The sequence below is a fragment of the Pseudomonas sp. FP2294 genome (assembly GCF_030687625.1).
GTDB classification, from domain to species: domain Bacteria; phylum Pseudomonadota; class Gammaproteobacteria; order Pseudomonadales; family Pseudomonadaceae; genus Aquipseudomonas; species Aquipseudomonas shahriarae.
In genome coordinates this window covers 4,850,363-4,876,812 of the sequence record NZ_CP117441.1, presented here as the reverse complement: position 1 = coordinate 4,876,812, position 26,450 = coordinate 4,850,363, and the positions used below count along the sequence as shown (strand labels likewise).

General features: G+C 60.8%; 27 protein-coding genes. 14 read left to right on the top strand and 13 right to left on the bottom strand.

The features are described from left to right. Positions 1-2: 2 nt before the first annotated feature. Together gatA and gatC are read right to left on the bottom strand one after the other, a co-directional pair. Positions 3-1,454: an Asp-tRNA(Asn)/Glu-tRNA(Gln) amidotransferase subunit GatA gene (gatA, locus tag PSH73_RS21885; RefSeq protein WP_057438095.1), complete on the bottom strand. Its 1,452-nt coding sequence runs from the start codon at positions 1,452-1,454 to the stop codon at positions 3-5. A 16-nt stretch (positions 1,455-1,470) separates the two neighbouring features. Next, positions 1,471-1,758, bottom strand: a complete 288-nt coding sequence (gene gatC, locus PSH73_RS21880) for an Asp-tRNA(Asn)/Glu-tRNA(Gln) amidotransferase subunit GatC (RefSeq protein WP_003216077.1) — start codon at positions 1,756-1,758, stop codon at positions 1,471-1,473. A gap of 210 nt (positions 1,759-1,968) precedes the next feature. Here gatC and mreB point away from each other — a divergent pair, with 210 nt between their 5' ends. From mreB to tldD, 8 genes are all read left to right on the top strand, one after another. Next, positions 1,969-3,006 (top strand): rod shape-determining protein MreB, encoded by a 1,038-nt coding sequence (mreB, locus tag PSH73_RS21875; protein ID WP_002555108.1) that lies wholly within the window; start codon positions 1,969-1,971, stop codon positions 3,004-3,006. A gap of 168 nt (positions 3,007-3,174) precedes the next feature. Continuing rightward, entirely contained in the window at positions 3,175-4,212 is a 1,038-nt protein-coding gene (mreC, locus tag PSH73_RS21870) for a rod shape-determining protein MreC (RefSeq protein ID WP_253207558.1), read from the top strand. Continuing rightward, positions 4,212-4,700, top strand: coding sequence for a rod shape-determining protein MreD (gene mreD, locus PSH73_RS21865; protein ID WP_057438103.1), 489 nt, complete (start codon positions 4,212-4,214; stop codon positions 4,698-4,700). Before mreC ends, mreD begins: the two co-directional genes overlap by 1 nt. 50 nt (positions 4,701-4,750) lie before the next feature. After that, positions 4,751-5,347, top strand: coding sequence for a nucleoside triphosphate pyrophosphatase (locus PSH73_RS21860; protein ID WP_115128996.1), 597 nt, complete (start codon positions 4,751-4,753; stop codon positions 5,345-5,347). A 69-nt stretch (positions 5,348-5,416) separates the two neighbouring features. Continuing rightward, a complete protein-coding gene (rng, locus tag PSH73_RS21855; RefSeq protein ID WP_115128995.1) occupies positions 5,417-6,874 on the top strand; it encodes a ribonuclease G in 1,458 nt (485 codons plus the stop codon). 75 nt (positions 6,875-6,949) lie between these two features. Next, positions 6,950-10,765, top strand: coding sequence for a YhdP family protein (locus PSH73_RS21850; RefSeq protein WP_305418339.1), 3,816 nt, complete (start codon positions 6,950-6,952; stop codon positions 10,763-10,765). Between the two features lie 48 nt (positions 10,766-10,813). Continuing rightward, a complete protein-coding gene (locus tag PSH73_RS21845; protein ID WP_057958455.1) occupies positions 10,814-11,662 on the top strand; it encodes a carbon-nitrogen hydrolase family protein in 849 nt (282 codons plus the stop codon). 16 nt (positions 11,663-11,678) lie between these two features. Then, complete coding sequence (gene tldD / locus PSH73_RS21840) at positions 11,679-13,121, top strand: metalloprotease TldD (protein WP_057958456.1); 1,443 nt, start codon at positions 11,679-11,681, stop codon at positions 13,119-13,121. A 45-nt stretch (positions 13,122-13,166) separates the two neighbouring features. Here the strand turns inward: tldD and yjgA are convergent, their stop codons facing one another. Next, complete coding sequence (gene yjgA / locus PSH73_RS21835) at positions 13,167-13,688, bottom strand: ribosome biogenesis factor YjgA (protein WP_029291815.1); 522 nt, start codon at positions 13,686-13,688, stop codon at positions 13,167-13,169. A gap of 108 nt (positions 13,689-13,796) precedes the next feature. Here yjgA and pmbA point away from each other — a divergent pair, with 108 nt between their 5' ends. From pmbA to PSH73_RS21805, 6 genes are all read left to right on the top strand, one after another. Continuing rightward, positions 13,797-15,143 (top strand): metalloprotease PmbA, encoded by a 1,347-nt coding sequence (gene pmbA / locus PSH73_RS21830; protein WP_057958457.1) that lies wholly within the window; start codon positions 13,797-13,799, stop codon positions 15,141-15,143. Between the two features lie 151 nt (positions 15,144-15,294). Further along, a complete protein-coding gene (locus PSH73_RS21825; protein WP_057438105.1) occupies positions 15,295-15,690 on the top strand; it encodes a hypothetical protein in 396 nt (131 codons plus the stop codon). Further along, entirely contained in the window at positions 15,683-17,059 is a 1,377-nt protein-coding gene (locus PSH73_RS21820) for a lyase family protein (protein ID WP_305461348.1), read from the top strand. The genes PSH73_RS21825 and PSH73_RS21820 overlap by 8 nt, the downstream gene beginning before the upstream one ends. Positions 17,060-17,086: 27 nt before the next feature. Then, complete coding sequence (locus PSH73_RS21815; protein ID WP_305461346.1) at positions 17,087-17,530, top strand: hypothetical protein; 444 nt, start codon at positions 17,087-17,089, stop codon at positions 17,528-17,530. Position 17,531: 1 nt separating this feature from the next. After that, positions 17,532-18,143, top strand: coding sequence for a superoxide dismutase (locus PSH73_RS21810; RefSeq protein WP_200659096.1), 612 nt, complete (start codon positions 17,532-17,534; stop codon positions 18,141-18,143). A gap of 31 nt (positions 18,144-18,174) precedes the next feature. Next, positions 18,175-19,068, top strand: a complete 894-nt coding sequence (locus PSH73_RS21805; protein ID WP_200659094.1) for a ZIP family metal transporter — start codon at positions 18,175-18,177, stop codon at positions 19,066-19,068. Between the two features lie 200 nt (positions 19,069-19,268). Here the strand turns inward: PSH73_RS21805 and PSH73_RS21800 are convergent, their stop codons facing one another. The 10 genes from PSH73_RS21800 to PSH73_RS21755 form a co-directional block, all read right to left on the bottom strand. After that, the gene (locus tag PSH73_RS21800; RefSeq protein ID WP_057438107.1) at positions 19,269-19,541 is read right to left on the bottom strand and encodes an HPr family phosphocarrier protein; all 273 of its coding nucleotides are present in this window, start codon (positions 19,539-19,541) and stop codon (positions 19,269-19,271) included. 16 nt (positions 19,542-19,557) lie between these two features. Continuing rightward, the gene (gene rapZ, locus PSH73_RS21795) at positions 19,558-20,415 is read right to left on the bottom strand and encodes an RNase adapter RapZ (protein WP_120734139.1); all 858 of its coding nucleotides are present in this window, start codon (positions 20,413-20,415) and stop codon (positions 19,558-19,560) included. 2 nt (positions 20,416-20,417) lie between these two features. Beyond that, positions 20,418-20,882, bottom strand: a complete 465-nt coding sequence (gene ptsN, locus PSH73_RS21790; RefSeq protein WP_057958463.1) for a PTS IIA-like nitrogen regulatory protein PtsN — start codon at positions 20,880-20,882, stop codon at positions 20,418-20,420. Between the two features lie 12 nt (positions 20,883-20,894). Continuing rightward, entirely contained in the window at positions 20,895-21,200 is a 306-nt protein-coding gene (hpf, locus tag PSH73_RS21785; RefSeq protein ID WP_032860085.1) for a ribosome hibernation-promoting factor, HPF/YfiA family, read from the bottom strand. Between the two features lie 75 nt (positions 21,201-21,275). After that, a complete protein-coding gene (locus PSH73_RS21780; RefSeq protein WP_057445159.1) occupies positions 21,276-22,769 on the bottom strand; it encodes an RNA polymerase factor sigma-54 in 1,494 nt (497 codons plus the stop codon). A gap of 184 nt (positions 22,770-22,953) precedes the next feature. Beyond that, positions 22,954-23,679, bottom strand: coding sequence for an LPS export ABC transporter ATP-binding protein (gene lptB / locus PSH73_RS21775; RefSeq protein WP_029291791.1), 726 nt, complete (start codon positions 23,677-23,679; stop codon positions 22,954-22,956). Continuing rightward, positions 23,679-24,212: a lipopolysaccharide transport periplasmic protein LptA gene (gene lptA / locus PSH73_RS21770; protein ID WP_029291790.1), complete on the bottom strand. Its 534-nt coding sequence runs from the start codon at positions 24,210-24,212 to the stop codon at positions 23,679-23,681. The genes lptB and lptA overlap by 1 nt, the downstream gene beginning before the upstream one ends. Then, complete coding sequence (gene lptC, locus PSH73_RS21765; RefSeq protein ID WP_057438113.1) at positions 24,199-24,771, bottom strand: LPS export ABC transporter periplasmic protein LptC; 573 nt, start codon at positions 24,769-24,771, stop codon at positions 24,199-24,201. Before lptC ends, lptA begins: the two co-directional genes overlap by 14 nt. An 8-nt stretch (positions 24,772-24,779) precedes the next feature. Continuing rightward, on the bottom strand, positions 24,780-25,304 hold the full coding sequence (locus PSH73_RS21760; RefSeq protein ID WP_029291786.1) for an HAD family hydrolase: 525 nt from the start codon (positions 25,302-25,304) through the stop codon (positions 24,780-24,782). Beyond that, positions 25,305-26,279 (bottom strand): KpsF/GutQ family sugar-phosphate isomerase, encoded by a 975-nt coding sequence (locus PSH73_RS21755; RefSeq protein WP_115128986.1) that lies wholly within the window; start codon positions 26,277-26,279, stop codon positions 25,305-25,307. Positions 26,280-26,450 lie beyond the last annotated feature (171 nt).

Sequence of the window (26,450 nt, the reverse complement as noted above, 5' to 3'; positions counted from 1 at the left end):
CCTCAGAAGCCGGTTGGGGTGCGAGTGTGCCAGTCAGTGTGCAACTGGTACTGGTGCGCCACATTGAGCAAGCGGCTTTCCTGGAAATACGGGGCGAGTAGTTGCACGCCCACTGGCAAACCGTCGACAAAGCCTGCAGGCATGGACAAGCCCGGCAGGCCGGCGAGGTTGGCGGTGATGGTGTACAGGTCTTCCAGGTATTCGGCGATCGGGTCGCCGGTCTTGGCGCCGATCTTCCAGGCCGGGTTTGGCGTGGTTGGGCCGAGGATCACGTCGACTTCATTAAAGGCTGCCATGAAGTCGTTCTTGATCAGGCGACGGATCTTTTGCGCCTTGAGGTAGTACGCGTCGTAGTAACCGGCCGACAGGGCGTAGGCACCGACCATGATCCGGCGTTGTACTTCCACGCCGAAACCTTCGCCACGGGAGCGCTTGTACAGGTCGGTGAGGTCTTTCGGGTCTTCACAGCGGTAGCCGAAACGCACGCCGTCGAAGCGCGACAGGTTCGACGAGGCCTCTGCCGGGGCGATCACGTAGTACGCCGGAATTGCGTGCTGGTTGTTCGGCAGGCTGATTTCCTTGATCACCGCGCCGAGCTTTTCCAGCTCCTTGACGCTGTTGTGCACCAGCTCGGCGATACGCGGGTCGAGGCCGGCGCTGAAATACTCTTTCGGCACGCCGATGCGCAGGCCTTGGATCGAGGTATTGAGGCTGGCGCTGTAGTCCGGCACCGGTTCATCAATGCTGGTGGAGTCCTTCGCATCGAACCCGGCCATGCCTTGTAACAATATTGCGCAGTCTTCGGCAGTGCGGGCCAAAGGGCCGCCCTGGTCGAGGCTGGACGCGTAGGCAATCATGCCCCAGCGGGAAACACGACCGTAGGTCGGTTTCAGGCCGGTGAGGTTGGTGAACGCGGCAGGCTGGCGGATCGAGCCGCCGGTATCGGTGGCTGTGGCGGCCGGAAGCAGGCGGGCGGCCACGGCTGCAGCCGAACCACCGGACGAACCGCCGGGCACGTGCTCCAGGTTCCACGGGTTTTTCACCGCGCCGTAGTAGCTCGATTCGTTGGCCGAGCCCATGGCGAATTCGTCCATGTTGGTCTTGCCCAGGGTCACGGCCCCGGCTTCGGCCAGCTTGGCGACCACGGTCGCATCGTAGGGCGCCTTGAAGTTATCGAGCATCTTCGAGCCGCAGCTGGTGCGGATGCCCTGGGTGCAGAACAGGTCCTTGTGACCGATTGGCGCACCCAGCAGCGCGCCGCCTTCACCGTTGGCGCGACGGGCGTCAGCGGCCTTGGCCTGGCTAAGGGCCAGCTCTTCGGTGAGGCTGATGAAGCTGTTGACCTTCGGGTCCAGCGCGGTGATACGCGCCAGCAGGGCCTTGGTCAGCTCTTCGGAAGAAAACTTTTTGTCGGCGAGACCGCGGGCGATCTCGGCCAGAGTCAATTGATGCATTGCAGGCTCTTTCCCTTTAGTCGATGACTTTCGGAACCAGGTACAGGCCGTTTTCGACCGCTGGTGCGATGGACTGGTAGGCCTCGCGATTATTGCGTTCGGTCACGACGTCTGCGCGCAGGCGCTGGCTGGCTTCCAGTGGGTGGGCCAGGGGTTCGATGCCATCGGTATTCACCGCTTGCATCTGGTCGACCAGCCCGAGAATGCTGTTCAGGGCTGCGGTGGTCTGTGGAAGATCGGCTTCATTGAGGCCCAGGCAGGCCAAATGAGCGATTTTTTCCACGTCGGAGCGTTCAAGCGCCATGGGATTCTCCAGTGGAAAACAGAACGGAAGCTATCCGTGTGTTAGATTGTCGGAACACTACCGCATTTCTACGGTCATAAGGCCGCGATTGTGGGGTTAGGTGCACAGAAAGTCGGCCAATTTAGCACATTGGCGCCTTGCCCAAAATCCCTGTCGTTGTTAGAGTTTGCCGCACTTTTTTACCCACGCGTTGCCTAGGGTCCCTTTCCCATGTTCAAGAAACTGCGTGGCATGTTTTCCAGCGATCTTTCCATCGACCTGGGCACTGCCAACACCCTTATTTACGTGCGCGAGCGCGGTATCGTCCTGAATGAGCCATCGGTTGTGGCCATTCGGACCCATGGTAATCAGAAAAGTGTCGTTGCCGTGGGCACCGAGGCCAAGCGCATGCTCGGCCGTACACCTGGCAACATTGCCGCCATTCGTCCGATGAAAGACGGCGTGATCGCCGACTTCAGTGTCTGCGAGAAGATGCTGCAGTACTTCATCAACAAGGTTCATGAAAACAGTTTCCTGCAGCCCAGCCCTCGTGTGCTGATCTGCGTACCGTGCAAATCCACCCAGGTGGAGCGTCGTGCCATCCGTGAATCGGCCCTTGGTGCCGGTGCCCGCGAAGTGTTCCTGATCGAAGAGCCAATGGCCGCTGCCATCGGTGCCGGCCTGCCGGTTGAAGAAGCGCGCGGTTCGATGGTGGTGGATATCGGTGGCGGTACCACTGAAATCGCCCTGATCTCCCTCAATGGCGTGGTGTATGCCGAATCCGTACGGGTTGGCGGCGACCGCTTCGACGAAGCGATCATCACGTATGTGCGTCGTAACTACGGCAGCCTGATCGGCGAATCCACCGCCGAGCGCATCAAGCAGGAAATCGGTACCGCCTACCCGGGTGGCGAAGTGCGCGAAGTCGATGTTCGCGGTCGCAACCTGGCTGAGGGCGTGCCACGTGCCTTTACCCTGAACTCCAATGAAGTGCTGGAAGCTCTGCAAGAGTCCCTGGCCACCATCGTTCAGGCGGTCAAGAGCGCGCTGGAGCAGTCGCCGCCGGAACTGGCTTCCGATATCGCCGAGCGTGGCCTGGTGCTGACCGGTGGTGGCGCCTTGCTGCGTGACCTCGACAAGCTGCTGGCCCAGGAAACCGGCCTACCGGTGATCGTCGCCGAAGACCCGCTGACCTGCGTTGCCCGTGGCGGTGGTCGTGCACTGGAAATGATGGATAAACACACCATGGACCTACTCTCCAGCGAATAAGATCGTTGGTTGCGCCATGTTTCGCCAACAGGCAGCACTTTGCAGTGCTGCCTGTTGGCGTTTATCTTCTTCAATCTGCATCCAGGCCGGTTTGATGCCGTATGAATAAAGAGAATATCTGCCCGGGAGTAGCGGCCTATTAAACCGCTCTTCACTAAAGGCCCCTCATTGGGCGTGCGCTTGTTGGTGCTGGTCGTGCTATCGGTCGCGCTGATGGTGGTCGATGCCCGCTTCACACTGCTCAAGCCAGTGCGTAGCCAGATGTCGCTGGTATTGATGCAGTCCTACTGGATCACCGACCTGCCGCAACGGCTATGGCAAGGTGTGGCCAGCCAGTTTGGCAGCCGCACAGAACTGGTGGCCGAGAACGAAAAGCTCAAGACCGAAAACCTGCTGCTGCAGGGGCGCATGCAAAAGCTTGCGGCCCTGACCGAGCAGAACGTCCGGCTGCGCGAGTTGCTCAATTCTTCCGCGTTGGTCAACGAAAAGGTCGAAGTGGCCGAGTTGATCGGCATGGACCCCAACCCCTTCACCCATCGCATCATCATCAACAAGGGCGAGCGCGATGGCGTGGTCCTTGGCCAGCCGGTGCTCGATGCCCGTGGCCTGATGGGCCAGGTGGTGGAGTTGATGCCCTATACCTCCCGCGTGCTGCTGCTCACCGACACCACCCACAGCATTCCGGTGCAGGTCAATCGCAATGGCCTGCGGGCGATTGCCAGCGGTACCGGCAACCCGGAACGCCTGGAATTGCGGCATGTGGCCGACACCGCTGACATCAAGGAAGGCGACCTGCTGGTCAGCTCCGGCCTCGGCCAGCGATTCCCGGCGGGCTATCCGGTGGCGACGGTCAAGGAAGTGATCCACGATTCCGGCCAGCCATTCGCGATTGTCCGTGCCGTGCCGACAGCCGCGCTGAACCGTAGCCGCTACCTGTTGCTGGTGTTCAGTGACACGCGCACGCCGGAAGAGCGCGCCAACGAGGCTGCCCAGGCCCAGGAAGCGCAGGACCGGCAGGACGGCACCACCACGCCGATCATCCCGGCCACCGTACCCAAGCCTGCGACACCGGCAGCGCCAGTGGCGACACCGGCTGCACCCGCCGCGCCCGCTTCGGCAACACCTGCCCGGCCGGTCAGGCCTGCGGCGTCCACGCCTGCTGCTGCTGCACCTGCGCCGGCAACCACTCGACAGGGGGCGCAATAATGGCCGGTACACATTCACGCAATGGCTGGATGGTCTGGTTGACCTTCGCCATCGGTATGTTGCTCAGCGTTTCGCCGATGCCGCAATTCATGGAAATCCTGCGCCCGCTGTGGCTGGCCTTGCTGCTGGCCTTCTGGGCCCTGGCCTTGCCGCACAAGGTCGGCATGGTCACCGCGATGTGCCTGGGGCTGGCTGAAGACGTGATGTATGGCACCTTGCTCGGCCAGAACGCCTTGATTCTCACGCTGATCACCTTCCTGGTGCTGTCGCTGCAGCAACGCCTGCGCATGTTTCCGATGTGGCAGCAATGCCTGGTGATCCTGGTGATCTTCGGTCTGGCCCAGTTGGTGCAACTGTGGCTTAGCGCCTTGACCGGTAACCGCCAGCCGACCCTCGCGCTGGTCTTGCCGGCGCTGGTCAGCGCGCTGTTGTGGCCATGGGTCAGCTTCGGTCTGCGTGGTTTGTGTCGCCGCTATAAAATCAATTGAGTGGGGCGCGAAGCTCTGCCTGGTTATCGAACCCGCAGGGAGAGTTTGCAATGCAATCGCTTTATCTGGCCTCCGGCTCTCCTCGGCGGCGTGAACTGCTGACCCAGATTGGCGTGCCGTTCACCGTGGTCAACGCCGCTATTGATGAAACACCCCTGGGCGACGAGTCGCCTGCGTCCTACGTCGAGCGCCTGGCCCGTGGCAAAGCCGCTGCAGGCCTGGCGACATTAGCCGATACCGCAAATGCCTGCGTGCTAGGGGCCGATACTGCCGTCATCCTGGATGGCCGGATCCTCGGTAAGCCCGTGGACCAGGCCGATGCCCTGGCCATGCTGCTGGCCCTTTCTGATCGTGAGCACGAAGTCCTCACCGCCATTGCGCTGCTTGATGGCCAGCGTTGCGAAACGCGCCTGGTCAGCAGTCGCGTGCGCTTTCGCCAGGTTTCCACACAAGAAGCAACGACTTACTGGCACAGCGGTGAACCCCAGGACAAGGCGGGCGGCTATGCTATCCAAGGGTTGGCGGCGGTATTTGTCGCCGGGCTCAATGGCAGCTACTCGGCAGTCGTTGGCCTGCCGGTCTGCGAAACAGCAGAACTGCTGGGCCATTTCGGCATACCCTGTTGGCAACACCTTTCCGTGCGCTGAACGCTCTACTCCAGCGCCACCTTTAAGCGATCGGCCACTATTGTGAAAACGCCTGAACGAGACCCAGCCATGAGTGAAGAGATTCTGATCAATATCACGCCGATGGAATCGCGCGTGGCGGTGGTAGAAAACGGTGTTTTGCAGGAAGTGCACGTCGAGCGCACCCAGAAGCGCGGGATCGTTGGCAATATCTATAAAGGTAAGGTTGTGCGGGTGTTGCCGGGCATGCAGGCAGCCTTTGTCGATATCGGCCTGGACCGTGCCGCATTTATCCATGCCTCGGAAATCTCCCTGCGCGAAGGCCCTGCGGTCGAGAGCATCAGCGCCCTGGTGCACGAAGGGCAGAGCCTGGTGGTGCAAGTCACCAAAGACCCGATTGGTTCCAAGGGCGCGCGCCTGACCACGCAATTGTCGATTCCTTCGCGTTACCTGGTGTACATGCCGCGCACCGCCCACGTCGGTATTTCCCTGAAAATCGAAGACGAAGGTGAGCGTGAGCGCCTGAAAAAGGTGGTCAGCGATTGCGTGGCGGCCGAAGGTATCAAAGAGGCGGGCGGCTTTATCCTGCGCACTGCCGCCGAAGGTGCCGGTGCCGATGAAATCCTGATGGACATCCGCTACCTGCGGCGCCTGTGGGACCAGATCGCGGCCCAGATCAAGACCGTCGGCGCGCCGAGTGTCATCTACGAAGACCTGGGCCTGGCCCTGCGAACCCTGCGTGATCTGGTCAGCCCGAAGATCGAGAAAATCCGCATCGACTCGCGGGAAACCTTCCAGCGCACCACGCAATTTGTCGCCGAACTGATGCCGGAAATCGCCGATCGCCTGGAACACTACCCCGGCGAACGGCCGATTTTCGACCTGTATGGCGTCGAGGACGAAATCCAGAAGGCCCTGGAGCGCAAGGTGCCGCTCAAGTCCGGTGGCTACCTGGTGGTCGACCCGGCCGAAGCCATGAGCACCATTGACGTCAACACCGGCGCCTTCGTCGGCCATCGCAACCTTGAAGAAACCATCTTCAAGACCAACCTCGAAGCCGCCACCGCCATTGCCCGTCAACTGCGCCTGCGCAACCTGGGCGGGATCATCATCATCGACTTCATCGACATGGAAGATGAAGAACACCAGCGCCAGGTGTTGCGCACCCTTGAAAAGCAGCTGGAGCGCGATCACGCCAAGACCAACATCATCGGGATCACCGAGTTGGGCCTGGTACAGATGACCCGCAAGCGTACCCGTGAAAGCCTTGAGCAAGTGCTGTGCGAACCGTGCAGCAGTTGCCAGGGCCGCGGCAAGTTGAAGACCCCGGAAACGGTTTGCTACGAGATTTTCCGGGAAATTCTACGAGAGGCACGCGCTTACCAGGCCGAGGGTTATAGAGTCCTGGCCAATCAGAAGGTGGTTGATCGGTTGCTCGACGAAGAGTCGGGCAACGTTGCGGAACTGGAGGGCTTCATTGGCCGTACCATCCGTTTCCAGGTCGAAACCATGTATTCACAGGAACAATACGACGTGGTGCTGCTCTGATTCGCATCCGTCCTGTTCAACGAGACCGCCAGACCTTGATCTGCCGTCCGACTATTACCTTGAGGGTCGCCTGACATGGAGCGTCTACAACGCTTTTTTGCCGCACTGACCCGTTGGGGCCTTGGCCTGTGTGCATTGCTGTTGGTACTGGCGGCGGTCTACGTCAGCCTGGGCCGTGAATTGACGCCATTGGTGGCGGAGTACCGTGCCGAAGTCGAGGCCAAGGCGCAGGCGGCGGTCGACATGCCCCTGAGCATTGGCAGCCTGGAAGGGCGCTGGAGCGGCTTTGCCCCGGTCTTGCTGGCCCATGACGTGATGGTCGGCGAGGGCAGCAGTGCCTTGCGCCTGGACCAGGTGCAAGTGGTGCCCGATCTCTGGGCCAGCTTGCTGGCGTGGGATGTGCGCATTGCCCACTTGGAAGTCAGCGGATTGCAGCTCAGTGTCAAGGAGGACCAGGACGGCCGTTGGGCGCTGCAAGGCCTGCCTGTGCAGGACGACCAGCCCCTGGACCCGGAACGACTGCTCACGCGCATGCAAGCGGTGGCGAAGATTTCGCTGCTCGACAGCCAGGTCACTTTGCAACCGTTTGAACAAGCGCCGCTGACCTTGACCTATGTGGGCCTGAGCCTGCAAACCGGTGCCACCCGCCAACGCCTGGATGCACGCCTGACCTTGCCCGATGGGCAGCCGCTGGCCCTCAGCCTGCGCACGCGGATCCGCGCTAGCCAGTGGCGCGATGGTGAAGTCCAGGCCTACCTGAGCCTGCCCCAGAGCAATTGGGCGCAATGGATTCCGGCGAAGTTGACCCGGGACTGGAAACTCAATGAGCTGAAAGCCGGCGGCGAACTCTGGCTGACCTGGGCCGGCGGAACGCTGCAAAGCGCCGCCGCGCGGCTCAATGCGCCGCAAGTGAAGGTGCGGTATGCCCAGCGCAAACCCGTGAGCATCCACAACCTGGGCCTGACGGCCTACCTGCAACGCAGTGATCGCGGCCTTAAGGTGGTCTTCGACTCGCTGGCCATGAACCTGGGCGACACCCGTTGGGAGTCGCACCTGCAATTGCAGCAAACCCTGGCCACCGACAAGGCTCAGGAAACCTGGAACCTGCAGGCCGACCGCCTGGACCTGACGCCGATCACCCCCTTGCTCAACGCCCTGGCGCCATTGCCCGAGGGTTTTGCCAAGACCGTCGAAGCGTTGAAAGCCACGGGCGTGCTGCGCAATGTCCTGGTGGATTATCGTCCCCAGGAGACGGGCGATCAGCGCGTCAGCTTTGCCGCCAACCTCGAGCGGGTGGGCTTTGATGCGTATTTCGGCGCACCGGCGGCCCGCAATGTCTCCGGCAGCATCAGCGGCGACCTGGGCCAGGGCGAGCTGCGCATGGACAGCAAGGACTTTGCCTTGCACCTGTACCCGATTTTCGCCAAGCCCTGGCAGTACATCCAGGCCAACGCGCGCCTGACGTGGAGGCTGGATAAACAAGGCTTCACGCTGATCGCTCCGTATATCAAGGTGCTGGGGGAAGAGGGCAAGGTCGCGGCGGACTTCCTGATTCGCCTGCATTTCGATCATAGCCAGGAAGACTACATGGACCTGCGGGTCGGCATGGTCGAGGGCGATGGACGCTTTACTCCCAAATACCTACCGGCCGTGTTGAGCCCGGCCCTGGATGAATGGCTGCGTACGGCCATTCTCAAGGGCGCGGTCGATGAAGGCTTCTTCCAGTATCAAGGCTCGTTGAACCACGATGCGGTGATGGCGGCGCGCAATATCAGCCTGTTCTTCAAGGTGCATGACGCCGAGCTGGCGTTCCAGCCTGGCTGGCCCCATGTGAGCAAGGTGACCGGTGAAGTGTTTGTCGAAGAAACCGGTGTGCGCATCCTGGCCAGCAAGGGGCAATTGCTCGACACCAAGGTCAAGGATATCTACGTCAACATTCCCCATGCGCTTCCTGGCCATGACAGTCATCTGCTGCTGACGGGCGGGTTTGCCGGTGGGCTGGGTGACGGCCTGAAGATCCTGCAGGAAGCCCCCATCGGCACGGCGTCGACGTTTGCCGGCTGGAAAGGCGAGGGCGACCTGCAAGGTTCACTCGACCTGGACATCCCCCTGGCCAAAGGCACCGAGCCGAAAATCGTGGTGGACTTCAAGACTGACAAGGCGCACCTGCAACTGGCCGAGCCGACCCTGGACCTGAACCAGCTCAAGGGCGAATTCCGCTTCGACAGCACCAAGGGCCTGAGTGGCCAGAACATCAGTGCCCAGGCCTTTGACCGGCCGATCACGGCGCAGATTGCTGCCGGTGGCAAGCCGGGCAATCTCAGCACGCGGGTCACCGCCAAGGGCCAGGTGACGGTCAAGCGCCTCACCGACTGGCTGAAAGTCGGCCAGCCGCTGCCGGTGTCCGGGGATATCCCGTATCAACTGCAACTGGACCTGGACGGTGCCGACAGCCAGTTGCGGGTCAGTTCCAACCTCAAGGGCGTGGCGGTGGATTTGCCTGCTCCGTTTGGCATGTCCGCCGGTCAGGGCCGCGCCAGTGTGTTCCGCATGACCTTGCAGGGCGCAGAGCGACGCTACTGGTTTGATTACGGCGAGCTGGCGAACTTTACCTTTGCAGCCCCGGCGAACAACTTTGCCCAGGGCCGTGGCGAACTGTTCCTCGGGGATGGCGATGCCTTGCTGCCCGGTGGCAAGGGCCTGCGGATTCGCGGGGTGCTGTCGGAGCTGGATATAGATCCGTGGAAGAAACTGGTGGACCGCTACGCCGGCAATGATCCGAGTGGCAATGCCAAGCAACTGTTGAGCAGTGCCGATTTCAAGATCGGCAAGCTGACAGGCTTTGGTACTCAATTCGACCAGGTCAGCCTGCAACTGGAGCGCAAGCCCGCGGCCTGGGGGCTGCAGCTCGACAGCCAGCAAGCCAAGGGGGCTATTGGCCTGCCGGATGCCAAGGGCGCACCCATCGCCATCAATCTGCAATACGTGAAGCTACCGGCGGTTGACCCCACGGTACAGGCCGACGAGAACGCGCCTGATCCCCTGGCGAACATTGATCCCAAGGACATTCCGGCGCTGGATATTTCCATTGGCCAGTTGTTGCAGGGGCCCGACTTGATCGGTGCCTGGTCCTTGAAGGTGCGCCCGACGGCCAAGGGCATGGCCTTCAACAACCTCGACCTGGGCCTCAAGGGTATGCGGCTCAAGGGGGCCGGTGGCTGGGAAGGGGCGCCGGGCGCCAGCAGCAGTTGGTACAAGGGGCGCCTGGACGGCAAGAATATCGCCGATGTGCTTAAAGGCTGGGGCTTCGCGCCCACCGTGACCAGCCAGAGCTTCCATCTGGATGTTGATGGACGCTGGCCGGGTTCGCCTGCGTGGGTTGGGCCCAAGCGGTTTTCCGGGAGCCTGGATGCATCGTTCCGCAAGGGCCAGTTTGTCGAGGTCGAGGGCGGTGCCCAGGCGTTGCGGGTGTTTGGTCTGCTGAACTTCAACTCGATTGGCCGGCGTTTGCGCCTGGACTTCTCGGACTTGCTCGGCAAGGGCCTGAGCTACGATCGGGTCAAGGGCCTGCTGGCCGCCAGCAATGGTGTGTTTGTGACCCGTGAGCCGATTGTTCTCACCGGGCCGTCGAGCAACCTGGAGCTTAACGGCACGCTGGACCTGGTGGCTGACCGTGTCGATGCCAAGTTGCTGGTGACCCTGCCGGTGACCAACAACCTGCCGATCGCCGCGTTGATCGTGGGGGCACCGGCCATTGGCGGCGCACTGTTCCTGATCGACAAACTGATTGGCGATCGGGTCTCGCGTTTTGCCAGCGTCCAGTACAAGGTGGAAGGGCCATGGAAAGATCCAAAAATCACCTTCGACAAGCCATTTGAAAAACCGCAATAAGCCCCTGTGGAGTAGCATGGCCCCATGCTTTTTATGGAGTGTCGGCCCATGTCCTTTGCGGTAATCCAGATGGTCAGCCAGAGTGATGTTCTGGCCAACCTGGCCCAGGCCCGGCGGTTGCTGGAGCAGGCGGCGGCGGGGGGCGCGCAACTGGCAGTGCTGCCGGAAAACTTCGCCGCCATGGGCCGCCGTGACGTGGCCGCTATCGGCCACGCCGAAGCTGTGGGCGAGGGGCCGATCCTGCCGTGGTTGAAACTGGCCGCCCGTGACCTCAACTTATGGATAGTGGCCGGTACCTTGCCGTTGCCCCCGCTCGGGCAGCCCGACGCCAAGTCCAATGCGTGCTCGCTGTTGATCGACGCGCAGGGGCAGATTGTGGCGCGCTACGACAAGCTGCATCTGTTCGACGTGGACGTGGCGGATGCGCGCGGTCGTTATCGCGAATCTGACGACTATGCTTACGGTAACCAGGTAGTGGTGGCCGATACGCCGGTTGGGCGCCTGGGGCTGACGGTCTGTTATGACCTGCGCTTCCCCGAGTTGTACAGCGAATTGCGTGCGGCGGGGGCCGAATTGATTACTGCGCCTTCGGCCTTTACGGCGGTAACGGGGGCTGCGCACTGGGATGTGCTGATCCGGGCCCGGGCCATAGAAACCCAGTGCTATCTGCTGGCGGCCGCCCAGGGCGGTGTGCATCCGGGGCCACGGGAAACATTTGGCCATGGGGCAATTATCGACCCATGGGGGCGCGTACTGGCGCAACAAGATCAAGGCGAAGCGGTGTTGTTGGCCGAACGCGATAGCAGCGAACAAGCGTCGATACGGGCGCGCATGCCGGTGGCAGGCCACCGGCGCTTTTTCTCGCAGGGCGCACAGCGACCTGCTTCAGAACGATGAATTTAAGGCCGAACCTATGAGCGAGTTGTTGTCCTCAGTCAGTGAACACCTCCTGGCGCCCGGTGGCGTGACCATCGAAAGTCTGCAAACCGTACTGGGTGACCTGGCCGGGCCGGGTATTGATGCTGCAGACCTGTATTTCCAGGGGCAGATTTCCGAGTCATGGTCCCTGGAAGACGGGATCGTCAAGGACGGCAGCTTCAACCTTGACCAAGGGGTTGGCGTGCGCGCGCAGTCCGGTGAGAAGACCGGCTTTGCTTATAGCAATGCCATCACCCTCGAAGCCCTGGGCCTGGCCGCCCGCGCGGCGCGTTCGATTTCCCGCGCCGGGCAGCACGGCACCGTGCAGGCGTTCAGTACCCAGGATGTGGCCCAGTTGTACGGCCCGGATAATCCACTGGAAGTAATGACCCGTGCCGAAAAGGTCGAGTTGCTCAAGCGTGTGGATGCTGCAACCCGGGCCCTCGACCCGCGTATCCAGCAAGTGAGCGTGAGCATGGCCGGGGTCTGGGAGCGCATCCTGGTGGCGTCCACCGATGGCAGCCTGGCGGCCGATGTGCGCCCGCTGGTGCGCTTTAATGTCAGTGTGATCGTCGAGCAGAACGGGCGTCGCGAGCGCGGCGGCCACGGTGGCGGTGGGCGTACGGATTATCGCTATTTCCTCACCGACGACCGCGCCATGGGCTATGCCCGCGAGGCGTTGCGCCAGGCGCTGGTCAACCTGGAAGCCATTCCGGCGCCAGCGGGTACGCTGCCGGTGGTCCTGGGTTCGGGCTGGTCCGGGGTTTTGCTGCATGAAGCGGTGGGGCATGGCCTGGAAGGTGACTTCAACCGCAAGGGCAGCTCCGCCTACAGCGGGCGCATGGGCGAAATGGTCGCCTCCAAGCTCTGCACCATTGTCGACGACGGTACATTGGCCGGTCGCCGTGGTTCCCTGAGCGTCGACGACGAAGGTACGCCGACCGAGTGCACCACGTTGATCGAAAATGGCGTGCTCAAGGGCTATATGCAAGACAAGCTCAACGCGCGCCTGATGGGCGTGGCGCGTACCGGCAACGGCCGTCGCGAGTCCTACGCGCATTTGCCGATGCCGCGCATGACCAACACCTACATGCTCGCGGGCGAAAGCGACCCGGCAGAGATCATTGCCTCGGTGAAGCGTGGGATCTATTGCGCCAATCTTGGTGGCGGCCAGGTGGATATCACCAGCGGCAAGTTCGTGTTCTCCACCAGCGAAGCCTATCTGATCGAAGACGGCAAGATCACCGCGCCGGTCAAGGGTGCAACCCTGATTGGCAACGGCCCGGAAGCCATGAGCAAGGTGTCGATGGTCGGTAACGACCTGGCGCTGGACAGCGGTGTGGGGATGTGTGGCAAGGATGGGCAGTCGGTGCCGGTGGGTGTCGGCCAGCCAACCCTGAAAATTGATGCGATCACCGTGGGTGGTACGGGGTCGTAAGGCGTGGAGCTTCGGGTGGCGAAGACCGCCACCCGGGGAAGAGGATCAGCGCAGGCCGCGTTGAGTCTCGTCCAGCTCACGGATGTACTTGAAGATTTTACGGCTGGTGGCCGGCGCCTTGTTCTGTGCCAGTTCGTGCTGGGCCTGACGGATCAGGGAGCGCAGTTGCTGGCGGTCGGCGTCCGGATAGTCCAGGACGAACTTCTCCAATACAGCGTCGTCACCGCCGATCAGGCGGTCACGCCAACGTTCCAGGTTATGGAAACGTTCGTTGTATTGGCGGGTGGAAGCATCGAGTTGATCGAGCAAAGTCAGAATGGCGTCAGTGTCCTGGTCGCGCATCAGCTTGCCGATAAACATGATGTGCCGTTTACGCGCGATATTCGCGGTGTGCTTGGGTGCATCCGCCAAGGCCCGGCGCATTTCGTCGGTCAGTGGCAGTTTGGCAATCAAGTCCGGCTTGAGTGTTGTAAGGCGCTCGCCGAGATCAACCAGAGCATGCAGCTCGCGTTTGACCTGGGTTTTGCTTTTCTCCCCATCGAGGGAGTCGTCGTAAGAATCAACCATGGTGGCAGTCCGCAAAGAAACGCCGCCATGATAACCAGTCGGGGGCCGCTTGTCCGGCCCGGTCGCTCGATGGCCTTAACCGAAAGCAGAATTTGAGTGGAGAGAACCATGAGTGCAGCCCAAAGCGTCGGTCCACAAGCGTTACCGGCACTGCAGGAACAAGTTGAGCAGATCATCGCCGAGGCCAAGCGCCAGGGCGCCAGTGCCTGTGAAGTGGCGGTGTCGCTGGAGCAGGGCCTGTCGACTTCGGTACGCCAGCGGGAAGTGGAAACCGTTGAGTTCAACCGCGACCAGGGTTTTGGCATCACCTTGTATGTGGGGCAGCGCAAAGGCTCGGCCAGCACTTCGGCCAGCGGCCCGGAAGCGATTCGCGAGACGGTTGCCGCCGCACTGGCGATTGCCAAGCACACCTCCGAAGACGAGGCCTCGGGTTTGGCGGATGCGGCCTTGATGGCGCGGGATCTCAAGGATTTCGACCTGTTTCACGCCTGGGATATCACTCCCGAGCAGGCCATCGAAAAGGCCCTGGCCTGCGAAGCCGCGGCGTTTGATGCCGACAGCCGGATCAAGAATGCCGATGGCACCACCCTGAGCACCCACCAGGGTTGCCGGGTGTATGGCAACAGCCACGGGTTTATCGGCGGCTATGCGTCGACGCGCCATAGCTTGAGCTGCGTGATGATCGCCGAGGCCGATGGCCAGATGCAGCGTGACTACTGGTATGACGTGAGTCGCCAGGGTGAGCTGTTGGCGGACCCGGTGAGCATCGGCCAGCGCGCCGCGCAACGGGCGGCGAGCCGCCTGGGTGCGCGCCCGGTGCCGACGTGCGAAGTGCCGGTGTTGTTTTCGGCGGAACTGGCGGGTGGTCTGTTCGGCAGCTTTCTCGGGGCGATTTCCGGGGGTAATCTGTACCGCAAATCGTCGTTCCTTGAAGGCGCGCTGGGGCAGAAGCTGTTTCCGGAGTGGCTGACCCTGGACGAACGCCCGCACCTGATGCGCGCCATGGGCAGCTCGGCCTTTGATGGCGACGGCCTGGCAACCTACGCCAAGCCGTTTGTCGAGAACGGTGAGCTGGTGTCCTACGTGCTTGGCACCTACGCCGGGCGCAAGCTCGGTCTGCCGAGTACCGCCAACTCCGGTGGGGTTCACAACCTGTTCGTGACCCATGGCGACGAAGACCAGGCGGCGCTCCTGCGGCGCATGGGCCGTGGTTTGCTGGTGACCGAGCTGATGGGCCACGGCTTGAACATGGTGACGGGCGATTATTCCCGAGGCGCGGCGGGGTTCTGGGTGGAGAATGGCGAAATCCAGTTCGCGGTCCAGGAAGTGACCATCGCCGGCAATATGCGCGACATGTTCAAGCAGATCGTCGCCGTGGGTAACGATCTGGAATTGCGCAGCAATATCCGCACCGGCTCGGTGCTGATCGAACGCATGACCGTCGCCGGCAGCTAAGCCGCAACCCGTTACACAACAGCGCCACCCCCAGGGTGGCGCTTTTTTTTGCCTGGAATATCACAAGGCCGACAAAGGTATCGGTTCAATAGCTTGTTTTGATTCTCAATATCATTTAATAATAAATATCATTATCGAGTGAGCATGGGTCATGAGTTCTGTCCTGCACGAGGATCCCTACCTGGAAAGCTGGCGCTGGATGAGTCGTCAGATTCGCTGCGGGCTCAACCCTGACGAGCCGCGCCTGATCGAACACTACCTCAGCGAAGGCCGCTATCTGGCCTGTTGCACGGCCACGCACCCGTGGACCATCGCCGAGACCTCGTTCCGTCTGCTGCTCGACACTGCCACCGATATCGCCTTGCCCTGGCATTGGCGCTCCACGTGCCTGGACCAGGCCTGGCGCCCGCTGCGCGACCTGGAAAACCTGTCTCACTGTGCCTGCCGCCTCAAGCGCTGGCAGACCTTTGCCTGGCAATTGGCGACTTGCGAACTGCAACCTTCGATTTCTCACTCCGACTTGGTGCAAGGATCTTCCGATGAGTAACACCCGTATAGAACGCGACAGCATGGGCGAACTACAGGTACCGGCCGACGCGTTGTATGGCGCGCAAACCCAGCGTGCAGTGGATAACTTCCCGATCAGCCACCAGCGCATGCCGACCCAGTTCATCCGCGCCCTGATCTTGGCCAAGGCCGCCGCCGCCAGGGCCAACGTCGATCTCAAGCAGATCAGCGCAAGTCAGGGCAAAGCCATCGTCGACGCCGCCCAAGGCTTGCTGGAAGGCGACTTCATGCAGCACTTCCCGGTGGATATTTTCCAGACCGGCTCCGGCACCAGCTCCAACATGAACGCCAACGAAGTGATTGCGACCCTGGCCAGCCGCCTGCTGGGCGAGCCGGTCAACCCCAATGACCACGTCAATTGCGGGCAAAGCAGCAACGACATCATCCCGACCACCATTCACGTCAGCGCCGCGCTGGTGCTGCATGAACAGACGTTGCCGGCGTTGCTGCATCTGGTTGCGGTGATCGGGCGCAAGGCGGTGGAAGTTCATCCGTTCATCAAGACCGGGCGTACTCACCTGATGGACGCCATGCCGGTACGCATGAGCCAGGTGCTTGAAGGGTGGGCGCAGCAACTCAAGGCCAATATCGCGCACTTGCAGGGCTTGCTGCCAAGCCTGCAGGCCCTGGCTCAGGGCGGCACGGCCGTTGGCACCGGGATCAACGCGCATCCTGAGTTTGCTGCGCGTTTCAGTCAGCAGTTGAGCAGCCTGACCCAGGTGCAGTTCACTCCGGGCAAGAACCTGTTTGCTCTGATCGGCTCCCAGGACACCGCCGTTGCCGTCTCCGGCCAACTCAAAGCGATTGCCGTGTCGCTGATGAAAATCGCCAACGACCTGCGCTGGATGAACTCCGGCCCCCTTGCCGGTCTCGGTGAAATCGAACTCGAAGGCCTGCAGCCGGGCTCGTCGATCATGCCGGGCAAGGTCAACCCGGTGATTCCAGAGGCTACGGCCATGGTTGCGGCCCAGGTGATCGGCAATGACAGCGTGATCACCATCGCCGGTCAGTCCGGCAACTTCGAACTCAACGTGATGCTGCCGATCATCGCCCAGAACCTGCTCAGCAGCCTGGAACTGTTGGCCAACTCCAGCCGTCTGCTGGCAGACAAGGCCATCGCCAGCTTCAAGGTCAACGAACCCAAGCTCAAGGAAGCGCTGTCGCGTAACCCGATCCTGGTTACCGCACTCAACCCGATCATTGGTTACCAAAAGGCCGCTGAAATCGCCAAGAAAGCCTATCAACAAGGCCGGCCGGTGATTGATGTGGCGCTTGAGCACACCGACTTGCCCCGCAGCCAACTGGAAATCCTCCTGGATCCGGAAAAGCTCACGGCGGGTGGCGTGTAATCACCGACCCTGCTTTGGAGGCTCACCATGGAGCATTGGAAACGCACGATCGAACGGGCCAATCACTGCTTTATGCAGGGCGAACTGGTGGATGCCCGCGAGCATTACCTGCAAGCCCTGGCCCTGGCCCAAGTGTTGTTCGAGCGCTGGGGTGATGCCGACGAAACCGTAGCCGCTTGCGTCATTTCCCATCACAACCTGGCGGACCTGCACCTGCGCCTGAACCAGCCGGAAGAAAGCGCGGAATACCTCTGCGCCATTCACCAGCGCTTGCTGCAGACCATGCAGGACACCCGGCTGCCTCAGCCACTGCGCGAGGCGGCCTTGCGCCAGAGCAGCAAGACCTACGTCGAACTGTTGAATTTCATCAGCGATCACGGCGAATACCCCCGTACCCATCGCTTGCTAGGCAGCCATACGGCGTCGACGGATGCGCCGACCCGCAACAGCCCTTTTTATGGAGCACATTGATATGTCCTACACCTTGCCTGCCTTGCCTTACGCCTACGATGCCCTGGAGCCGCATATCGATGCGCAAACCATGGAAATCCACTACACCAAACACCACCAGACCTACATCAATAACCTCAATGCGGCGGTCGAAGGTACTGAGTTTGCTGGCTGGCCCATCGAGAAACTGGTCTCCAGCGTCCAGCAACTGCCGGAAAAGCTGCGCGCAGCGGTGATTAACCAGGGGGGCGGGCATGCCAACCACTCATTGTTCTGGGCAGTCATGTCGCCCAAGGGCGGCGGCAAGCCCGAAGGTGCCCTGGGCCACGCGATTGATGAGCAGTTGGGTGGCTTTGACGCCTTCAAGGAGGCCTTTACCAAAGCTGCGCTGACCCGCTTCGGCAGTGGCTGGGCCTGGTTGAGCGTGACCCCGCAAAAGACCCTGGTAGTCGAGAGCAGTGGCAACCAGGACAGCCCGTTGATGAATGGCAATACGCCGATCCTCGGTCTGGACGTGTGGGAACACGCCTACTACCTGCTTTATCAGAACCGCCGTCCTGAATACATCAACGCCTTCTACAGTGTTATCAACTGGCCGGAAGTCGCTGAGCGCTACCAGGCGGCCCTCGCTTAATGACCTTTCATAACAAGACTTAAGGCCGACTATGGGCACTGAAACACTGGCGATCAGCAGCGTACGAATGTTTCGTTATGCGTTTGGCTCGCTGCTGCTGTTGGCGGGAATGGCATTGCTGGTGGCCCACGGGCTGGCCTGGCTGAACCTGGAGCCGCGGATCCTGCGCGCACTGCAAGGTGGCGCAATCTGCGCCCTGGGTACGGCGCTGGGGGCGGTGCCGGTGCTGGTGATCCGGCGGATGCCGTTAGCGGTCAGCGATACGTTGCTGGGCTTCGGTGCTGGCGTGATGCTCGCGGCGACCGCGTTTTCGCTGGTCGTGCCAGGGATCGCCGCCGCCGAAAACCTGGGGTTCACTCCCTGGGCGTCCAGCGGCCTGGTCAGCTTCGGCATCATGCTCGGTGCCTTCGGCCTGTTTCTGGTGGACCGCAAGGTCTCCGGTGCCAGCCCGGAGATGCTGGTCGGTACGCCCGATAAACCGGTGATCCCGCCGCGTATCTGGCTGTTTGTGTTCGCGATCATTGCCCACAATATTCCCGAAGGCATGGCGGTAGGCGTCTCGGCGGGTGGCGGTATGCCCGATGCCGACAGCCTGGCCATGGGCATTGCCTTGCAGGATGTGCCGGAAGGGCTGGTGATTGCGCTGGTGCTGGCAGGGGCGGGGATGTCGCGGGTCAAGGCATTCCTGATTGGGGCGGCATCCGGCCTGGTAGAGCCGGTGTTTGCCGTGCTCTGTGCCTGGCTGGTCAGCCTGGCCGAGATGCTGCTGCCTCTGGGTTTGGCCCTTGCGGCCGGGGCGATGTTATTGGTGGTGACTCACGAAGTAATCCCCGAGTCGCGACGCAATGGCCATGACAAACTTGCCAGCCTGGGGTTGTGCATCGGGTTTTGCCTGATGATGGCCATGGATACAGCGCTGGGCTGATGCCTAACGCAAAAAGCAATGTGGCAGCTGGCTAGTGTGGGAGCTGGCTTGCTTGCGATGCAGACACCTCGGCATAAAAAATGTGGGAGCGGGCTTGCCCGCGATAGCGGTGTATCAGTCAAGTATGTATCGACTGACTCCCAGCTATCGCGGGCAAGCCCACTCCCACATTGATTTGTGCTGCATTCAGGAAAGAAGGGCTATTCGCCTTCATCGAAGTAGTTGTTGATCAACTTCACCAGCGCATCCAGCGCTTCCTGTTCCTGCTCACCTTCGGTCTTCAGATGAATCGTCGTGCCCTTGCCTGCGGCAAGCATCATCATGGCCATGATGCTTTTGCCATCGACCATGGACTCTGGCGTACGCCCGGCACGCACCTGGCAAGGAAACTGGCCCGCAACTCCGACGAACTTGGCCGACGCGCGGGCATGCAAGCCCAGTTTGTTGATGATTTCAATTTCCAGAGCGGGCATCGCGAAGGTGTTCCTTTCAGCTGAGGTCGCGGTGGCGAACCTGGACATTCTTGAGGGTTTGCTGCAAGGCCTGGCCCAGGCGCTCGGTCAGGTAGACGGAGCGGTGATGCCCGCCGGTACAGCCGATAGCGATGGTGACATAGGCCCGGTTGCTGGCGGCAAAGCGCGGTAGCCACTTGAGCAGGTAGCTGGAGATGTCCTGGAACATCTCCTCGACATCCGGTTGCGCCGCCAGGTAATCGGCAACCGGTTGGTCCAGCCCGGACTGGTCGCGCAGTTCCGGCTTCCAGTAAGGATTGGGCAGGCAACGCACGTCAAATACCAGGTCGGCGTCTATCGGCATGCCCCGCTTGAAGCCAAAGGACTCAACAAGGAACGCGGTGCCGGGTTCCGGCTGGTTCAGCAGGCGCAGCTTGATGGCGTCACGCAGTTGGTAAAGGTTCAGGCTGGTGGTGTTGATCTTGAGGTCGGCCAGGTCAATGATCGGCCCCAGCAGCTTGGTCTCGTCCTCGATGGCTTCGGCCAGCGAGCGGTGCGGGCTGCTCAGTGGGTGGCGGCGACGGGTTTCCGAAAAGCGCTTGAGCAGCGTTTCTTCGTCGGCATCCAGGTACAGCACGTCGCAATGGATATGCTTGGCGCGTACCTCTTCGAGCAATTCCGGGAAACGCGTGAGGTGGCTGGGCAGGTTGCGTGCGTCAATGGACACGGCCACCAGCGGTTGTGCCAGCTCGGTATGGATCAGCGCACGTTCTGCCAGCTCGGGCAGCAGGCCGGCCGGCAAGTTGTCTATGCAATAGAAACCACTGTCCTCAAGCACATTGAGGGCCGTACTTTTACCTGAGCCGGAACGCCCGCTGACGATGATCAAACGCATGATTACTGCCCGCTTTGTTCATCCAGGACAACCTGATACAGCGCTTCATTGGTGCTGGCGCTACGCAGTTTCTTACGTACTTCGTCACGGTCAAGCATGCTGGCGATCTGCCGGAGCAGTTCCAGGTGTGCATCGGTGGCCGCTTCCGGGACCAGCAGGACGAACAGCAGGTCAACCGGGGCGCCGTCGATAGCGTCGAAATCAGTGGGGGCGTCCAGGTGCAACAGGGCGCTCACCGGTGTTTCACAGCCTTTTAGGCGGCAATGAGGAATAGCGATGCCGTTGCCAAAACCGGTCGAACCGAGTTTTTCACGAGCAATCAGAGCCTCGTATACATCTTGCATCACCAGCTCAGGCACTTCGCGGCTGATCAGGTTGGCAATCTGTTCGAGGGCTTTCTTTTTACTGCCACCCGGCGCGTTCACGAGTGAACGGCCGGGGGTCAGGATGGTTTCAAGTCGAATCATGGGTGGGGAGTGTTAGCGGCCTGTGCCTTGAAGAAGGCTCTGCTGCTTTTCCTTATGCTTTTTGATTTGGCGATCCAGCTTGTCGGTCAGGTCGTCAATGGCGGCATACATGTCTGAATGCTCTGCATTGGCGACTACTTCCCCGCCGGGTATACGCAAGGTGGCTTCGATTTTCTGCTTCAGCTTTTCGACAGACATGATGACTTGCACATTGGTGATCTTGTCGAAATGCCCCTCAATTCGTTTGAGTTTCTCGCTGATGTAGGCGCGCAGCGGTTCGGTCACTTCCAGTTGGTGTCCACTGATGTTGACTTGCATACAGCTTCTCCTTCGTTGCCAGTGCATAAAGCGGCGGGTAGGAGTACCCGCCACTGGAACGCTATGGCCCGCCCGTCACATCAATCGCTTACGCTCGCTGGAAGGCGCGATCCCAAGGGACTCGCGGTACTTGGCGACGGTTCGACGGGCGACCTGAATGCCTTGTGCCTCCAGTAAACCAGCGATCTTGCTGTCACTCAACGGCTTTTTCTGATTTTCCGCCGCAACGAGTTTTTTGATGATCGCGCGGATCGCCGTGGACGAGCATTCACCGCCTTCGGAGGTGCTGACGTGGCTGGAGAAAAAGTATTTCAGCTCATATATACCCCGTGGGGTATGCATGAATTTTTGGGTGGTGACCCGGGAAATGGTCGATTCGTGCATGCCCACTGCTTCGGCAATGTCATGCAGCACCAACGGTTTCATCGCCTCGTCGCCATATTCCAGGAAGCCGCGCTGATGCTCGACGATCTGGGTGGCCACTTTCATCAGGGTCTCGTTGCGGCTTTGCAGGCTCTTGATGAACCAGCGAGCCTCCTGCAACTGATTGCGCATGAAGGTGTTGTCGGCGCTGGTGTCGGCCCGGCGTACAAAACCTGCGTATTGCGGGTTGACCCGCAGGCGCGGCACTGATTCCTGGTTCAGCTCCACCAGCCAGCGCTCGTTGTCCTTGCGCACGATCACGTCGGGGACGACATACTCGGCTTCGCTGGACTCGATCTGCGAGCCGGGACGCGGGTTGAGGCTCTGTACCAGTTCGATGATCTGGCGCAGGTCATCTTCCTTGAGTTTCATCCGACGCATCAGCTGGCTGTAGTCGCGGCTGCCCAGCAGGTCGATATAGTCGGTGACCAGGCGTTGGGCTTCGGCCAGCCACGGTGTCTTGGCGGGCAGTTGGCGCAGTTGCAGCAACAGGCACTCGCTGAGGTTGCGCGCGCCGATGCCGGCGGGCTCGAACTGCTGGATGCGGTGCAGGACCGCCTCGATTTCGTCCAGCTCGATGTCCAGTTCCGGGTCGAAAGCCTCGAGGATTTCTTCGAGGGTCTCGTCCAGGTAGCCCTGATTGTTGATGCAGTCGATCAGGGTCACCGCGATCAAGCGATCGGTGTCGGACATCGGGGCAAGGTTCAGTTGCCACAGCAAGTGGCTCTGCAGGCTTTCGCCGACGGAGGTGCGGGTGGTGAAGTCCCACTCGTCATCGTCGTTGCTGGGCAGGCTGCTGGCGCTGGTCTGGTAGACATCTTCCCAGGCCGTATCCACCGGCAGTTCATTGGGAATGCGTTCGTTCCATTCGCCTTCTTCCAGGTTATCCACCGTGGGTGCGGTTTCCTGGTAGGAGGGTTCCTGGACGTCGGGATTGGGTTTTTGCTCTATGTTGTCGGCCAGTGGGTCGGCATTATCGAAGTCGTCGCCTTCTTCCTGGCGTTCGAGCATCGGGTTGGACTCCAGGGCCTCCTGGATTTCCTGTTGCAGGTCCAGGGTCGACAATTGGAGCAGGCGGATGGCCTGTTGCAGCTGCGGTGTCATCGTCAGCTGCTGGCCCATTCTCAGGACTAGCGATGGTTTCATGGCAGGGGCTTAACACCTTATTCGCCGGCGCAATGCGCCATCCACGACAGGGCGCGTGAGCGCCAAACATAAGCAAATTATATGCCTGATATCGGGGGCTTTGCCTAGAGCGCGGTAACAATAAAAACAATAAGGTTTTTATTGACTCCCGCGCCTGATGGCGAATGTCCTGACACCCCAGTGTTTACAGGCGGAACTCGTGCCCCAGATACACTTCCTTGACCAGTTCGTTGGCCAGGATGGTGGCGGAGTCGCCCTCGGCAATCAGTTGGCCGTCGTTGACGATATACGCGGTTTCGCAGATATCCAGGGTCTCACGCACGTTGTGGTCGGTGATCAGCACGCCGATCCCCTTGGCCTTGAGGTGATGGATGATCTGCTTGATGTCGCCTACCGAAATCGGGTCGACACCGGCGAAGGGTTCGTCCAGCAGGATGAACTTCGGTGCGGTGGCCAGGGCGCGGGCGATTTCCACGCGGCGCCGCTCGCCGCCGGACAGGCTCATGCCGAGGTTGTCGCGAATATGGTTGATGTGGAACTCCTGCAGCAGGCTTTCCAGCTCCTGGCGGCGTCCGTCGCGATCCAGTTCCTTGCGGGTTTCCAGGATCGCCATGATGTTGTCGGACACTGACAGTTTGCGGAAGATCGACGCCTCCTGGGGGAGATAGCCGATACCGGCCCGTGCACGGCCGTGCATGGGCTGGTGGCTGACGTCCAGGTCGTCGATCAATACACGGCCCTGGTCCGCCTGGACCAGGCCGACGATCATGTAGAAGCAGGTGGTCTTGCCGGCACCATTGGGGCCAAGCAGGCCGACGATCTGGCCGCTGTCGATCGACAGGCTGACGTCGCGCACGACCTGACGGCTTTTATAGGCCTTGGCCAGATGCTGGGCTTTCAGGGTCGCCATTACTGGGCCTTCTTCTTCGGCTGGATAACCATGTCGATGCGCGGACGTGGCGCAGTGACCTTGGTGCCATTGGCGCGGCCGGCAGTGGCGACCTGCTTGACGGTGTCATAGACGATTTTCTCGCCTTCGGTCGAGTTGCCGTCGCTGCTGATCACTTTGGCGCGGTCAGTCAGTACGATACGGTTCTGCGGCGCGTGATACTGGATGGTCACGCCATAGCCTTTGATCGGACCTGGATCGGCGGCGTTTTGCTTCTGTTCGAAATAGGCAAGGTTGCCCACCGAAGTCACGACGTCGATGTCGCCGGCCGGGGTACGGGTCAGGGTCACGGTGTTACCGGTAATCTTCATCGAACCTTGGGTGATGATGACGTCGCCCTTGTAGGTCGCGATACCTTGCTTGTCATCCAACTGCGCATCGTCAGCCTGGATGTGGATCGGTTGCTGGCTATCGTTCGGCAGAGCCCAGGCGCTCACGCTTCCCAGTGCTGCGCCCAGACCGAGCAAAATAGGGAGGGTTTTAACGAGCCTCATACTGTCCTCTTACGTTCGATAGCAGGTGTATCCTGCTTTCTTTCAAATACGCTTTCATTCCCTTGCCAGTCGATACACCGCCAGCGCCGTCGATTCTAACGTCTTGCTCGGTCTGCGCATATTGCTTCTGTGGGAATACGGTCATGCGACTGCTGGTAATGATGGTGTCGCGCTTCTGGGCGTCGGTGCGCGCAACACGCACCGAGTCGATCAGTTCCACTTCGGTGCCGTCCGGGTTGACCTCGCCACGCTTGCTGGTGACGTGCCACGGGAATTCGGTGCCGCGATACAGGTTCAGGTCCGGATTGGTCAGCAATGTGACCTCGGAAGCCTTCAGGTGTTCGACCTTGTCCGACGTCATTTCGTATTGCACCTTGCCGTCAGGCAGGAACTGCACGCTGTAGGCGTTGGTGGCGTAATAGTCGATAGCGCCCTGGTCGACCTGCGCAACAGGCTGGTCGAGGAAGCGCTCCGGGCTGATATTCCAGTAGCCCACAGCGAGGAACAGCGCGGCGATGGCTCCGAATATCAGGAAGTTGCGAATCTTTTTACTCAGCATAGAGGGCTCTATAAGTAGGCGGCGTGGGCCGCTTCAAGGCTGCCCTGGGCTCGCAGGATCAGTTCGCAGAACTCGCGGGCGGCGCCTTCGCCGCCACGGGCCTGGGTAATGCCGTGGGCGTGTTCGCGAACAAACGACGCGGCATTGGCTACAGCCATGCCCAGGCCGACGCGGCGAATCACCGGCAAGTCAGGCAAATCATCGCCCAGATAGGCGACCTGCTCATAGCTTAGGTTGAGTTTGCCAAGAAGCTCGTCCAGAACCACGAGTTTATCCTCACGGCCCTGGTAGAGGTAAGGAATCCCCAGGTTTTGTGCGCGGCGCTCCACGACCGGGGTCTTGCGACCACTGATGATCGCGGTTTGTACGCCAGAGGCCATCAGCATCTTGATGCCCTGGCCGTCCAGGGTATTGAACGTCTTGAATTCGCTGCCGTCTTCGAGGAAGTACAGGCGACCGTCGGTCAGCACGCCATCCACGTCGAAAATCGCCAGTTTGATGGCCTTGCCCCGTTGCAACAGGTCGGTGTTCATTTACATCACTCCCGCGCGCAGCAAATCGTGCATGTTCAGGGCGCCAATCGGGTGATCGGCATCATCGACCACCACCAGGGCGCCGATCTTGTGGTCTTCCATAATCTTCAGGGCTTCAGCCGCGAGCATTTCGGCGCGGGCGGTCTTGCCGTGAGGGGTCATGACTTGATCAATGGTGGCGGTATGGATATCAATGGTGCGGTCCAGGGTGCGACGCAGGTCACCGTCGGTGAAGACCCCGGCCAGGCGCCCGTCGGCCTCGAGGATCACGGTCATGCCCAGGCCCTTGCGGGTCATTTCCATCAAGGCATCCTTGAGCAGGGTGCCACGTTGTACCTGTGGCAGCTCGTCACCCGCATGCATCACGTTTTCCACTTTCAGCAGCAGGCGACGGCCGAGGGCGCCACCGGGGTGGGAAAAGGCGAAGTCTTCGGCGGTAAAACCACGGGCTTCCAGCAGGGCCACGGCCAGCGCGTCGCCCATGACCAGGGCGGCGGTGGTGGAGGAGGTGGGCGCCAGGTTAAGCGGGCAGGCCTCATGGGCTACATGTACATTCAGGTTCACTTCGGCGGCCTTGGCCAGCGTCGAGTCCGGGTTGCCGGTCATGCTGATCAGCTTGATGCCCAGGCGCTTGATCAGGGGCAGCAGGGTCACGATTTCGTTGGTGGTGCCTGAGTTGGACAGGGCGAGGATCACGTCATCGCGGGTGATCATGCCCATGTCACCATGGCTGGCTTCGGCCGGGTGCACGAAAAATGCCGTGGTGCCGGTACTGGCCAGGGTGGCGGCAATCTTGTTGCCGACATGGCCTGACTTGCCCATGCCGACCACGACAACCCGGCCTTTACTGGCCAGGATCATCTCGCAGGCGCGTACGAAATCTGCGTCGATATGGGCCAGCAAGCCTTCTACGGCTTCAAGCTCGAGGCGGATGGTGCGTTGTGCGGATTGAATAAGGTCGCTGGATTGGCTCATGTCTGAAATCGTATAGCCTGACGAAAAGTCGGCGATTATAGCGGTAATGATCAATTCCCTCACGCAAGTTCGTCAGGCGTTGTTCTACTTAAGAGTGAGATCGCTCTCAAATGCGCAATTACCTGTCCTCTTTCTGAACAAGCACAGCTCCGGCCTTGGGCGCTTTATGTC